The sequence below is a fragment of the Cohnella sp. GbtcB17 genome, assembly GCF_019091135.1.
GTDB lineage: Bacteria > Bacillota > Bacilli > Paenibacillales > Paenibacillaceae > Cohnella.
In genome coordinates this window covers 25,237-38,884 of sequence record NZ_JAGXJW010000070.1, presented here as the reverse complement: position 1 = coordinate 38,884, position 13,648 = coordinate 25,237, and the positions used below count along the sequence as shown (strand labels likewise).

General features: G+C 61.9%; 10 protein-coding genes and 1 pseudogene. 9 read left to right on the top strand and 2 right to left on the bottom strand.

Going from position 1 to position 13,648, the window contains the following annotated elements; all coding sequences use genetic code 11:
* The 4 genes and pseudogenes from KVT38_RS28905 to KVT38_RS28890 form a co-directional block, all read left to right on the top strand.
* Window positions 1-238, top strand: a pseudogene (locus KVT38_RS28905) (carbohydrate ABC transporter permease); the annotation flags it as partial.
* 138 nt (window positions 239-376) lie between these two features.
* The gene (locus KVT38_RS28900; protein ID WP_217597216.1) at window positions 377-1,735 is read left to right on the top strand and encodes an ABC transporter substrate-binding protein; all 1,359 of its coding nucleotides are present in this window, start codon (window positions 377-379) and stop codon (window positions 1,733-1,735) included.
* Window positions 1,736-1,920: 185 nt separating this feature from the next.
* Window positions 1,921-3,576, top strand: a complete 1,656-nt coding sequence (locus KVT38_RS28895; RefSeq protein ID WP_483298199.1) for an MGH1-like glycoside hydrolase domain-containing protein — start codon at window positions 1,921-1,923, stop codon at window positions 3,574-3,576.
* Between the two features lie 15 nt (window positions 3,577-3,591).
* The gene (locus tag KVT38_RS28890; RefSeq protein WP_254639644.1) at window positions 3,592-4,521 is read left to right on the top strand and encodes a glycoside hydrolase family 43 protein; all 930 of its coding nucleotides are present in this window, start codon (window positions 3,592-3,594) and stop codon (window positions 4,519-4,521) included.
* On the opposite strand, the gene KVT38_RS28885 is transcribed toward KVT38_RS28890, so the two are convergent.
* A complete protein-coding gene (locus KVT38_RS28885) occupies window positions 4,484-4,867 on the bottom strand; it encodes a hypothetical protein (protein ID WP_217597215.1) in 384 nt (127 codons plus the stop codon). The two genes, KVT38_RS28890 and KVT38_RS28885, sit on opposite strands and share 38 nt — an antisense overlap.
* Before the next feature lie 151 nt (window positions 4,868-5,018).
* On the opposite strand from KVT38_RS28885, the gene KVT38_RS28880 reads away from it, so the two are divergent.
* Entirely contained in the window at window positions 5,019-6,416 is a 1,398-nt protein-coding gene (locus tag KVT38_RS28880; protein WP_217597214.1) for a C40 family peptidase, read from the top strand.
* 64 nt (window positions 6,417-6,480) lie between these two features.
* On the opposite strand, the gene KVT38_RS28875 is transcribed toward KVT38_RS28880, so the two are convergent.
* Window positions 6,481-7,620 carry an MGDG synthase family glycosyltransferase gene (locus tag KVT38_RS28875; protein WP_217597213.1) on the bottom strand — a complete coding sequence of 380 codons (1,140 nt, stop codon included), beginning with the start codon at window positions 7,618-7,620 and terminating at the stop codon, window positions 6,481-6,483.
* A gap of 179 nt (window positions 7,621-7,799) precedes the next feature.
* On the opposite strand from KVT38_RS28875, the gene kapB reads away from it, so the two are divergent.
* From kapB to KVT38_RS28855, 4 genes are all read left to right on the top strand, one after another.
* Complete coding sequence (kapB, locus tag KVT38_RS28870) at window positions 7,800-8,177, top strand: kinase-associated lipoprotein B (protein WP_217597212.1); 378 nt, start codon at window positions 7,800-7,802, stop codon at window positions 8,175-8,177.
* 118 nt (window positions 8,178-8,295) lie between these two features.
* The gene (locus tag KVT38_RS28865) at window positions 8,296-8,886 is read left to right on the top strand and encodes a TetR/AcrR family transcriptional regulator (RefSeq protein ID WP_217597220.1); all 591 of its coding nucleotides are present in this window, start codon (window positions 8,296-8,298) and stop codon (window positions 8,884-8,886) included.
* Window positions 8,887-8,968: 82 nt separating this feature from the next.
* Entirely contained in the window at window positions 8,969-11,074 is a 2,106-nt protein-coding gene (locus KVT38_RS28860; protein WP_217597211.1) for a YhgE/Pip family protein, read from the top strand.
* 297 nt (window positions 11,075-11,371) lie between these two features.
* On the top strand, window positions 11,372-13,618 hold the full coding sequence (locus KVT38_RS28855; RefSeq protein ID WP_217597210.1) for an Ig-like domain-containing protein: 2,247 nt from the start codon (window positions 11,372-11,374) through the stop codon (window positions 13,616-13,618).
* The last annotated feature ends 30 nt before the right edge of the window (window positions 13,619-13,648 follow it).

Genomic DNA, 13,648 nt, shown 5'->3' with positions numbered 1-13,648 from the left:
CGCGATCTTCACCTTCATCTGGACGTGGGACGACTTTTTCAGCCAAATGATCTATTTGAGCGATATCAAGCTGTTCACGGTGCAGCTCGGCATCCGGGCGTTGTTCGACCCGTCGGGCACCTCGGACTGGGGGGCGCTCATGGCGATCTCCGTGCTGTCGCTCGTGCCGATCACGCTCATCTTCCTCGTCTTCCAGCGCTACTTCCTGGACGGCATCGCGACGACGGGACTAAAGTGAACCAGACTAGAATTCGAGGCCGCCTGAAAAAATTGATAGCGAACAGCCGAAGGAATGACATTCAAGCGGCCGGCGAATCCAAGTACGATGGGCAATGTAAACGCTTCTCATCTCAATACGATTAGGGGAGAGCTCACGATGAAAAAAAGATGGCTTCCGATCGCGGTAACCGCCATGGCGGTCGCGCTCAGCGCTTGCGGTAATTCCGGCGGCGCAGGTGGAGGAAATAATGCGGCAGGATCAAGCTCACCGGCAGGCTCGAGCGATTCGGGCGGCGCCAGCGGAGAGCAAAAGCAGGTCGAGCTCCGCATGATGTGGTGGGGCGACCAGAAGCGCGCCGACCTGACGAACAAGGCGATCGAGCTGTTCGAACAGAAAAATCCGGGCATTACGATCACCGGCGAATTCGGGCCTTCGGACGGCTACTTCGACAAGCTGAACACCCAGCTCGCTTCCGGCACCGCCCCGGACATTTTCTTCCTGGGGGGCAACGTGGTCGATTACGCCAACAAGGGCGTGCTGCTCGATCTGGGACCGTACAAGGACAAGGAACTGAATCTGTCCGACATGGACACGACGATGGTGGAGTACGGCACGATCGGCGGCAAGCTGGTGCACATCTCGGCCGGCGCGAACGCCCGCGGCATCGTCATCAACAAGACGATGTTCGAGAAGGCTGGCGTCGAAGTGCCGCAGGATGGCTGGAACTGGGACGACTTCGCCCGCATCAGCAAGGAAATTTCCGACAAGCTGGGCAAAGGCTACTACGGCACCTATAACTTCACGACCGACAGCCTGGACATTTATCTGAAGCAAAACGGCAAGCAGCTGTACGACATGGCAAACAACAAGCTGGGCTTCGAGGAAGCCGACCTGCTGCCGTGGTTCCAATACTGGGATAAAGCTTCCAAGGCGGGAGGGGTTGTGACACCGGACCTGCAGGTGTCCAATCCGCCGACGGACGCCAGCAAGTCGCTCGTTATCACCGGCAAGGTCGCGATGACACTGCTGCCGTCCAACATGCTGGCTTCGTTCCAGAGCACGACGAAGGACGAGCTGACGATGGTGCAGGTGCCTCGCGGTCCGAAGGGGACGGGCGTCGTCTTCGAATCGAGCCAGGGTCTCTCGGGCTACGGCAAGACGGAGCATCCGGCCGAGGTCGCCAAGTTCATGAATTTCTGGATCAACGATCCCGAAGCGGCGAAAATTCTAGGCAACAACCGCGGCGTGCCGGTAACGGCAGCGAGCCGTGAAGCGCTGAAGGCGGAGGCAGACGCGGCCGACAAGATCGTATACGACTATACGAGCCGCGTATCCGAGGCGAACAAGAAGGAGCCGTTCGCGATCAGCTACAACCCGCCGGGCAACGCGGAGTTCATCAAGCTGTCCGACAACACGGTACAGAAGATCGGCTTCGGCAAGGAAAGCGTGGAGAAGGCGGTCTCGGAATTTTATAGCGGCACAGTGAAGATTTTTAACAGCAACAGCAATTCCTGACGGCGAAAAAGCGTCCCGCGCGCGGTACCGACGGACCGGCTGCGGTCCGGGATCGCGGCAGCGGGCCACGACGGTGAGAGCACGGCCTGGATTCGCGAATAATCCCCCGCCATTGCGGGTCGGCCCTCATCGCCGGCTCGCGGTCGCGGGGGATTCCGATTGGATGAAAGCGGGGCGGTAGCAGAATGGTCATGCAAGCGGAACGATTGCTCGACAAGTTAAGAGGGCTGCGCCAGGTGGACGGCGGCGAGCGGGAGCGCCTCATTCCCGAGGCGCTGCGGCGCTCGGGCGTCCGGTTCGCGGCGTCGGAGGGACGGCTCGAGGGCGTCTACTACGAGGCGATGCGCCAGCTCATGGAATGCATCAAGCCGACGGGAGGCGGCGATCCGATCCTGCAAGAGGGTGGCATCTACTACGGCTGCTGGCTGGAGAGCACCGGGACGATCAATGCGGAGCTCCTCTCCCGCTTCCTGCCGGAGGTGTCGGAGGCGACGTATCGATCGTTTGCGCGGCATCAGCGCGCGGACGGCTTGTTCCCGTACAAGCTGACGGAGAACGGTCCCTCCTTTAGGCAGATCCAGCTTGTCACGCCGCTCGCCCGCAGCGTGTGGAACCATTACGCGCTTCACGGCGGAAGCCGGGGAGGGGGCAAGGCGTTTTTGCGGGAAATGTACGACGCGATGGCTCGCTACGACGGCTGGCTCGCGGCGAACCGCGACACGCGCGGCACCGGCTGCGTCGAGGCGTTCAGCGCCTTCGATACGGGCCACGACCTGTCGCCGCGCTTCTGGCACGCGCCTGATGTGCCATACCTGGGCGACGCCTCCCGGTGCGATCCCGATTCGCCGGTGCTGCCGTTTCTCGCGCCCGACCTGACGGCCAACGTCTACTGTCAGCGCCTGTACCTGGCCCGGATCGCGGAGGCGCTCGGCGAATCCGGCGATCCATGGCGGGCCAAAGCCGAAGCGAGCCTGCAAAGCTTGTTCCGGGAGTGCTTCGACGAAGCGGATCATTTCTTCTACGACCGCGACCGGCACGGGCGATTCGTGCGGGTGCAGTCCGACGTTTTGCTCCGCGTCCTGGCGTGCGAAGTCGGCGATCGGGCTTTTTTCGACCGGATGCTCGAGCGCTACTTGCTCAATACGAGGAAGTTTTTCGCCAAATATCCGTTCACCTCGATTGCGATGGACGACCCGCGGTTCGATCCGTTCTCGAGCTACAACAGCTGGGCCGGGCCGTCCAACTACCTGAGCCTGATCCGCGTTCCACACGCGTTCGAGCATCACGGCCGCCACGTCGAGCTGACGTGGGCGATGCAGCCAATTCTGGCTTCCTTCGCCCGCGCGCCGCGCTTCGGGCAGACGGTGAGCCCTTGGACCGGGGAGGTCGGCTTCACCGAAGCATACTCGCCGTCGATTCTGTGCCTGCTCGACTATGTCGAGCGGCTGTGCGGCATCCTGCCGACGCCCGAAGGCGAGCTCTGGTTCACGGGGCTGCTGCCCGACGCGAGAGATCACGGCGAGGCGCCGGCGGGCGAGACGGCTTACGGCCGGACGGTGGACGGCACCGTCTACGAGCTGGTCAATACGCGCGAGACTTCGCACGTGTTCAGAGACGAGCGTCCGTGGATGGTCTTCCCCTCCGGCGTCCGCGCGATTACGGACCGCTCGGGCCGGCTGACCGGGCTGCTCGGCATGAGCGCGCGTGCCGTCGAAGGCGAACTGATGTGGGAAGGGCGCGCCGTGCCCTTCCGGGTCAAGGGCAACGAGAGGCTGGTCTACGCCGACGGACGCTTCGCGCGCGCGCTTGATATCGGGCTCGTCAATCCGACTTACGAATAAGGAGGCTCGTCCGAGTTGAAATCCGAGTTAAAAGCCGCTTTGAAAAGCAAAGACATTCAGATTCGCGATCCGTTCGTGCTGCCTTTGAAAGAAGAAGGCAAGTACTACCTGTTCGGCAGCACGGACAAAAACATCTGGGGACCGGGAACGGGCTTCGACGCCTACGTCAGCGAAGACCTTGAGAGCTGGGAAGGGCCGCATCCGGTATTCCGGCCGCCGGTTGATTTTTTCGCAAACGAAAACTTCTGGGCGCCGGAGGTTTACGCGTACGGGGGACGATACTATATGTTCGCGACGTTCCGCCGCAACGACAACCGCCGGCTTGGCACGTCCGTGCTCGCCGCGGCGTGTCCGCTTGGTCCGTTCGCTCCGCTGAGCGCCGGACCCGTCACGCCGGAAGCGTGGAGCTCGCTCGACGGCAGCCTGTTCGTAGATGAAGCCGGCGATCCGTGGATGGTATTCTGCCACGAGTGGCAGCAGATCGGGGACGGGGAAGTGTGCGCGGTTCGGCTTGCTCCGGATCTGTCCCGCGCGGCGGGAGAGCCGGTCACGTTGTTCCGCGCTTCTGAAGCGCCGTGGACGACGCCGTTCGTATCGCCGCGCTATCCGGATACGGTCAATTACGTGACCGACGGACCGTATTTGTTCCGCGGAGAAGGCGATGGCTTGTATATGCTCTGGGCCAGCTTCATCGACAATACGTACGCGCTCGGCGTCGCCAGATCGGAGAGCGGTGGCATCCTGGGCCCGTGGGCGCATCAGCCGGACGCGCTCTATCGCGACGACGGCGGTCACGGCATGGTGTTCCGCCTGTTCGACGGACGGCTGACGCTGGCGATCCATGCGCCGAACCGGACGCCGGAAGAGCGGCCGCTGTTTCTGGCGCTTGCGGAAAACGGGGGCACGATCACGGTCGGCGAACGATTGGACGATTCGGCGGAATAGGGTAAAGAGACGCTTTCGCATCGTGCGGAAGCGTCTCTTTACCTTTAGGGAGACTGAAGTCGTGCAAACGAACTTTCTCGCAGCTATTGTTCCCGGTCAGGAACAAGCCGGAGCGCCGCGCCTTTTCCCGCCGCAAGTCGTCCTGGTTAGAAACAAAATCGCACATTGCGACCGTACGCCATGGCATGTAATCCTGGCTACGAAAAAAGCTGGCAATCGCGACCGTGCCCCGCCGCAAGTAATCTCCACCAGAAACAAACGTGCCTTTACCCATTTCCTTCGTTTTTAAACCTGGTAAATAGATGAAATTGAAATCGGAAGATGTTGGGCAGTAAAGGATTTGCATCTTTTTTCCTATGCGTCCATGGAACCGATTTCCTATGTATCCAGCCGATTCTGAGCATTCCGCATGATAGGAGCCGATCGGTGCGCCTTCTATAATGAGGCGGTGGGGAGTTCGACATATTTCTCCATCAATCAACATGGGAGGCGTTGGCATGAGCAAAAAAGGTTGGGCGGCAAGTTTGGCGCTGGCGACGATGCTGACGGCAGCCGTGCCGGGAATGGCTTCGGCGGCTTCGGTCCGGACCGGCTCGGCAGAGGTCGTATCGACGGTCAGCCTGCGGGAGGCGCCGAGCACGAGCGGAGATCTGCTGCGATATTTGAAGGCAGGAGAGTCGGTGACGCTGCTGCAGGCAGTGAACGATTATTGGCTGCAGGTGCGGGATGCCGACGGCAGGACCGGATACGTATCGTCGAACGAGAAGTATATTAAAATCACGAACACGACCGCCGCGCCGGCACGGACCGCAACCGTCAAAGCAACCGTGACGTTCCGCACGCAGCCGTCCACCTCGGGCGACAAGATCCGCATGCTCAAGGCGGGCGAAGCCTTGACCGTAACCGCAGTACCGAGCGCCTATTGGTACGCGGTCCGGGATGCGGGCGGCGTCGAAGGCTACGTCAGTTCTTCCGATGAATACATAAGTTTGAACGGCGCCATGCCGGCAACGACACCGGCCCCAACGCCAAAGCCAACACCAACGCCGACGCCAACACCAAAGCCAACGCCGACACCGGCGCCAACACCGACACCGACACCGACACCGACACCGACCTCCTTACCGGCGAAAACGCCGATGCAGATGGGAACGATTGTGTCGCCGGTCAATTTTCGAACGCAGCCGTCTACTTCGGGGGACAAGATCCGCTATTTGAAAGCCGGCGAAACCGTTGTCGTGACCGGCCAGCCGAACGCCTATTGGTTCGCGATTCAGGATGCTGCAGGCGTGTCGGGCTACGTTAGCGCCTCAGACGCGTACATTCGCTTGAACGACGGCCCAGCCTCGACACCGACGCCAACACCGACATCAACGCCAACACCGACATCAACGCCAACACCGACATCAACGCCAACACCATCACCCACGCCGACGCCGACGCCATCCAATTCTGCGAAGGTCGAGGCCGTGATCGCGGCCGGAATGAAGTACCTCGGCACGCCCTACGAGTACGGCTCGGACCGGGGCAATACCGATACGTTCGACTGCTCGGACTTCGTCCGGCAAGCCTTCAAGGACGCGCTCGGTCTCACGCTGCCTGGGGACTCGCGCAAGCAGGCGGCCTACGTGCGGGACAAGGCGAACGGCGTGACGACCGACTGGCGTCAGCTGAAACGCGGCGACGTCATGTTTTTTATGAGCTACAAAGGCTCCAAGCCATCTTTGTACGAAGACAAGCAGCCGTTCGGCGAGACTGTCACGCACACGGGCATTTACCTCGGAGACGGCCAGGTGCTGCAGACATACTCGGTGACGTCGGGCGGCGTGCGCGTCGACGACATCGCGGGCAAGCACTGGGAATACCGCTTCCTGTTCGGCGGCAGCGCACTATAGCGCCGACACCAAAAAACAGCCTGGCGTCCACTTGGACGTCCAGGCTGTTTTTGATCAAGCAGCGTCATTCCGCCGCGGGCGCGACATCCTCAAGCAGCAGGGAGAGGACGGCCTCCGAGCATTTGGCCGGGTTGTACTCCGCGTTGCGAAGCGCGAGCAGGTTGCCCCTGTGCTGGTCAGAAGCGTAAGGCTCCTGGATCAGGCGGAACCAGCGGTCGATCGTATCCGTCGACGTCAGCGGCTCGCCGAAGCCGTGGGTGACAAAGTATTCGAGGTTCTCTTCCTCCTGGCCCGGGATCGGCTCGTAGAACAGCATCGGGATGCCCTTGGCCATCCCTTCCGTGCAGGTCATGCCGCCCGGCTTCGTGACGAGCAGGTCCGAGACATCCATCAGCTTCGACACTTCCTTCGTGAAGCCGAGCACCTTGATGTTCGGGTGCTGGAAGCGCGGCTCCGCCATCAGCTTTTCCCTGGCTTTGTCGTTGCTGCCCATGCATATGATGAGCTGCACCTTGTCGGCGAACGAGGTCATGTACTCGACCATCTGCTCTTCGGCCATCAGCCCCCAGCCGCCGCCCATGACCAGCACCGTCGGCATGTCCGAGAGCTTGAACTGGGACAGAATCTCGGCGCGGTCGTGCGGATGCCAGAAGTTCGGATGGACCGGAATGCCGGTGACTACCACTTGCGATGGCGCCACGCCCTGCGAGATGAGCCGGCTGCGCACGGTCGGCGAGCTGACGAGATAGGCGGTCACCTCGGGATTGGTCCACGTGGCGTGCGCATCGTAGTCCGTGATCAATGTATAGAGCGGCACGTCGAGGCCGAGGCGCTTGAGCCGGCTGACGACCGCGTTTGGAAATGGATGCGTGCATACGATCATATCGGGCTTCAACTGACGTACGACGTCCGACACATGATTGTAGAACAGGCGGTGCAGCGCGAAGCGGGTCAGTCTGTTCAGCGATTTGTGATAGTGGCCGCGATACAGCTTGCCGACCAGCTTGGGCTGCTTGGTGACGGTCTTGCGGTAGGCGGACAGGATGAGCGGCCCGATGACGGGGTTCAGGAACGTCCCCAGCTCGATGACCCTCGTCTGCACGCGGGGCGACAATTGTCTAAGCCCTACGGATAGAGCGTATGCCGCCTGCGTATGTCCGGTACCGAAGCCTTCGGATAGCAGTAGAATTCGTTTTTTGCGCATCGGAAGAGATCCCCCACTTTACCTACTACCATATTACGCGAAATGGAAGCTCTCGTACAAGTCCGTTGGAGAACGTTTACAGCATTTATTGGCTTCGGACAAATTCCGCCAGCTTGGCCATGCATCCGGCCGCCGCTCGGTGTACAATGGGGGCAAGTATATTTGGGGAGGCTGGATCGATGCTGACGGAAGGACAGATCGTCAAGGCGGAGCACAAGACGGGACAATATATAGGAAAGGTTGCGAGCGCGGACGAGCGGCGGGTGCTGGTGGAGATTATGGCGGTGCTGCGGCATCCGCAGCAGGGGGATCTGCACAGCGCGTACGACCCGGACGCGGCGCTGTTTCACGAGCGGAGAGCATCGGCGGAGCGGGAAAAGGTGTGGGTCATGCTGCGGGACGCCGTCCCTTATGCCGGAGAGGTGCCGCCTTACCGCGAATCGCTCGCCGCCGCATGGGAAGCCGAGGTCCGCAGGATCGACCGGATGCGACGCTGGGCGGAGCAGTGTCTTGCGTGTCTGGACACGCTCGGGACGGATTATGGTCTCGACCGCTGAGATGATGACGTTGATTGCAGTGAACGGATGTGATATAGTTCCTCTTAGAACGAAATGACCGTTTTGTTATTTTGGTCATTTTTAAGATTCGGAAGCTCGGGAGGGGACGGCAGTGGACATGACGACCGACCGCAAGCCGACGGACCGGCGCAAGCAAGTGCTGGAGGCGGCCGCGCGTTCGTTCGCCGCGTTCGGCTATAAGGCGACGACGATGGACCAGGTCGCGAAGGCCGCGGGCGTCGGCAAGGGGACGATCTACACCTTTTTCGCCAACAAAGAAGAGCTGTTCGAGCAGATCGTAAGGGAGCTGATCGCCGAGCTGAAGGTGGTCGCGGAGCGGACGTTCGATCCGGCGCTTCCTTTTGCCGACAATCTGCTGCGCATTCTCCAGCAGGTGCTCGCCTACCGGGACCGGCACGGCCTGGTCGTCAAGCTCTCACAGGAGGTCAGGGAGTTCGGCACGCCGATGGCGAACGGCGGACTTGAAGCGATCGAGCGCTCGATCATCGCCTATATTGCGGGACATGTCGGCGAGGCGATCGCCAAGGGCGAGGTGCGGCCATCCGATCCGGCGCTTACGGCTTATATGATGCTCAAAATGTATCTGGCGCTCACGGCCGAAGGCGGCCACTTGCACGAGCCGCTGGATGCGGAGCAGGTGCTGGCTCATTTTCGTTTTTACTGTCTGGAGGGCCTGGCGGTCGATTGATCGCTTCTTTTTTTGGTTAAAAAGTGACCGAATGGGAATTTTGGTCATTATGTCATTCGATTAACGGCAGGGAGAGATGAACGTGAATAAATTCAAGTCGGCAGGCGGCGTCATTGCGGGCGAGTTCAAAAGGCTGAAGGCCAGCAAGATGGCGATGATCTCGATATTCGGTCTGGCTCTCATCCCGCTCATGTACAGCGGTATGCTGATCGGCGCGTTCTGGGATCCGTACGGCAAGCTGGACCGGATGCCGGTCGCGGTCGTCAATGAGGATCGAGGCGCATCGTTAAACGGGCAAACGCTGACGGTGGGCAGCGATCTGGTCGACGAGCTGAAAAAAAACGCGGAATTCAAATGGGTGTTCACGGACGAAAAGGACGCGATGGACGGAATCGCCGCTCACCGGTATTCGCTGGCGTTTGTCGTGCCGGCGGATTTCTCTGCGAAGACGGCGACGCTTCAGGACGAAACGCCGCAGCAGGCGGACGTCCAATATTATGTGGACGACGGCTGGAATTACTTGACTAGCCGGATCGGCGAGTCGGCCGCGGACAAGCTGAAGACGGACGTGAGCCACGAGGTGACGAAGGCGTATGCCAAGGCCGCGCTCGAATCGGTGGGCGAGGCGGCCAGCGGCTTCGGCGACGCCGCTGAGGGCGCCGGGAAGCTGACGGATGGCGCGAAGTCGGCCGCGGGCGGCGCCAAGACGCTGCATGACAACCTGACGAAGCTGGCGGACGGTACGCTGAAGCTGCAGCAGGGCTTCGGCCAGCTGACGAACGGCGCCGCGAGCCTGAAGAGCGGCGCGGGCACGCTGGCGACAGGGGCCACGAAGCTGGCCGACGGCTTGAAGCAGCTTGCGGCAGGCGGGGCCAAGCTGGCGGACGGCGCGGCGCAGGCCGACGCGGGAGCCGACAAGCTGGAGACGGGGGCCGGGCAGCTCGCGGACAACGCCGCGAAGCTGGCTGCAGGCGCCGGGACGCTGGCGGCCGGCACGGCGCAGGTTGCCGACGGCGCGGGCCAACTGGCCGAGAGCCTGAAGCAGTACGCCGCGGCTCATCCGGACGACGCGGCCGTGCAGCAGCTGGCCGCGGCTTCGCAGCGCGTGGCGGAGGGCGCCGCGCAAGCGAAGCAAGGCGCGGCTTCGGCCGAGGCCGGCGCAACGCGGCTGTCGGCTGCCCAGCAGCAGCTGGCTGCGGGGGCGAAGCAGCTGCATGCGGGTACATCCTCGCTGAGCGGGGGGCTCGGACAGCTTGGCGCCAAGCTCGGCGAGGCGCGGACGGGCGCCGCGCAGCTGTCTGCCGGCGCAAGCAAGCTCGCGTCCGGCGCAGGGACGCTCGCGAGCGGCATTCAGCGCGCGAGCTCGGGCGCGGGCACGGTGCAGAGCGGCGCGAAGCAGCTGGCGAGCGGCTCGGCCTCGCTTGAGGACGGCCTGCTGAAGCTTCAGAGCGGCTCGAGCGAGCTCGGCGCCAAGCTGCAGGACGCCTCCAAGGAAGCCGGCGCCGTCAAGAGCGGGGACGAGCAGGCGGATATGTTCGCCGATCCGATCGGCGTTCAGGCGCACAAACTGACGGACGTGCCGAACTACGGCACCGGCATGGCGCCGTACTTTCTGGCGCTGGGGCTCTACGTCGGCGTGCTGATGTCGACCGTCATCCTGCCGCTGCGCGACGCGGCGGGCAAAGTGAAAAACGGTGCGGCCTGGTACCTGTCCAAGCTGCTGCTGTTCGCGCCGGTCGTGCTGCTGCAGGTGGCGCTCGCGGATACGGTGCTCATTTACGGCATCGGACTCAAGGTGCCGAACGTCGCCGCCTTTTACGGCATCAGCGCGGTCATCGCGCTGACGTACATGACGATCGTCCAATTTCTCGTGTCGCTCGCCGATACGGTCGGGCGCTTCGTCGCCATTGTGCTGCTGACGCTCCAGCTGGCGGCGAGCGAGGGCACGTATCCGAAGGAGCTGCTCCCGCACTGGCTCCAGGCCGTCGGCGATTGGGTGCCGATGACGCACGCGATCGAAGCGCTCCGGCTCGCGCTGGCCGGCCGCTCCGGCGCGCTGATCGGCGAGCAGCTGCTCGATCTGGCGATGTTTGCCGCGGTATTCGTCGCGCTGACGGTCGGATTGTTCGCGCTTCGCGCGCGCAAGCTGAAGCCGCTTCAGCCGCAGCTTGGAGCCGTGCAAGGCTAAGCGCCCCGATTGTCGGCAGAAGACGCGACCTTGTAAACTGGAACTTCCCGGCGATGCGCTTGATCGCCGGGATTTTTTTCTGCGAGCCTGCGCGTAAATCTGCAAACCGTCGTCTCCACCGGAGTACGCTCCTTGTCCCCTTTTCCAACCACCTCGCATTTGTCACGCGTTTTTTGCGACTTATGTCCCTATTTTCCTCGATTTTATTCATTTCCGCGGCGCGCAAGCCGTTATTGAAGATAAGACTGTCCTTTTTGCCAATACCGGAAAAACATGACTAGGAGGCACGAACAAAAAATGATGATGACCCAAAGACCGCCAAGACGCCCGATCTCAAAAGCGGGACGGCTGACGGCGGCGCTTATGGCCGTACTATTGTTCACGGGGCTGCTGGGCTCCATGGGGGCTGCGGTGGCCGCAACCACGGTTACGTCCGTCAAGCTGGACGAGCTGAGCGACATCGAGAAGACGATTTATGTCGACGACGGCTCCCTGGTCCTTCTGCTCTGGGCCACGACCACGGACAGCTCGTCCGGCGGCAGCTCGACGACCAACGTGACGAACGATGCGACATGGGTATCGTCCAACCCGGCCGTCACCGTCTCCAAGGGCGTCGTGACCGCGACGGGCGAAGCGAACAACGTCGTCATCACCGGCAAATACCAGGGCTATTCGGCGAGCGTGACGCTTACCGCGAAGTATCACTACTCGGAGCTTAAGCTTCGGACGAAGGGCTCTTCGGCAGACGTTGCAGACAAGCTCGAGATCAAGCTTGGCGACGAGATCTCGCTGCAAGCGTTCGGCGTCAACGGCAGCGCGCTGGACGATCTGACCGACAAGGCGACGTGGACCTCCTCGGACACGGGCGTCGTGAGCGTCGACAAGGGCAAGCTGACGATCAATGCGGCCGGCAAGACGACGATTACGGCCAAGTACCAGGGGCGTACGGACACGATCGAGCTGACGGCGAAGTCGCCGTACAAGTCGATGACGATCGCGGATAGTGCCGGCGTCAAGGGTCCATATGAAATGCAAGTGGGCGAAGACGGCAAGGCGCTGGTCGCCACGTCGCTGAACACGGGCGGTACGAGTGAAACGGTAACTGCCAAGGCGACCTGGAAGAGCAGCAACGAAGCCGTCGCCACTGCCGACGAGACCGGCAAGGTGACGCCGGTGGCGGCGGGCACCGCGACGATTACCGCGACCTATCTTGGCGTATCGGCCACGGCAACGGTTGCCGTTCGCACGCCGTTCGAGGCGATCGTCTTTACGCCGAGCGCGGCGCAGCATCTGGCGATGTCCGGCGCGCCGGTCACGATCACGGCCAAGACGATCAACGGCGCCAGCTCTGACACCGCGCTTGCAGGCGCTCAGTGGGAGTCTACCAATTTGAACGTCATCTCCGTCAGCGGCAGCGGCGCCACGGCAACGGTCACGCCGCGCGGCAAAGGCACGGCGACGATCAAGCTCACCTACAAGAGTGTGGTTAAGGAGCTGTCCGTGACGGTCTACCCGACAGTGAGCAAGGTCGAGCTCGCGAAGGACAAGCTTGACGTATACGTGGACGACACCGGCGATCTGCCGCAGGTGAAGGGCACGGCATTGGACGACACAACTGCGGACGTAAGCAAGCTGGCGAAATGGACGTCCTCCGACAGCACCGTCGTCAGCATCGATGACGAAGGCAAGTGGACGGCGCTCAAGTCCGGCAAGGCGACGCTGACCGCGACAGTAGCGAACGGCACGGTGTCCTCTTTTACGGATACGGTCGAAGTGACGGTTAGCAAAAAGGTGCTCACGCTGATTCCCGAGCAGGACAACGTAAGTCTGATCATCGGACAGACCGTCCCGCTCCCGAAGGTTACCGCGGTTTATGAAGACGGCGACGAATCCGACATTAGCGCAGACATCGTCTGGAAGTCCGCATCCACGAGCGTGCTTGTCAAGGATGCTTCCCTGAGGGGCTTGCTGGCGGTCAAGACGACGTTAACCGGCACTTATCTGAACAAGACGGTCAAGGTAACGGCTACCGTCGAGGAAGAGTACGTCAGCTATACGATCGAGCCGTCCGCCCTGTCGCTCACGCTGAACAAGTCGCAGAGCGTCAAGGTGACCGGCAAGACGAAGTCGGGCAAGCTGATCAACCTAAGCTCGCGTTTGGTCTGGACGTCCGAGGACGAGACGATCGCCACTGTCAAGGGCAGCTCCGCGAAGTCGCTCGCCGAAGGTACGACCAAGTTGACGGCCACGTACCAAGGCAAGACGCTGAGCGTCCCCGTGACAGTCAAGGCGAAGCTGACCAAGCTCACCGTCTCCGACACGTCGCTGGATCTGGCCGTCGGCGCGACGGGCTCGGTCAAGGTGACGGCGATCTACGAGAACGGAAGAACGCTGGACGTGACCGCTTTCTCCGCTTGGACCGCCTCGTCCACCAAGGTTGCCAAGGTGGCGGGGGGCGTCGTTACCGCGGTAGGCAAAGGCAGCGTGACCGTCAAGGCCGCCTACGGCGGAAAAACGGTCAACGTGCGCATTAAAGTGAAATAACGACGCAGGCATTGAGAAAGGCCGCCTCCG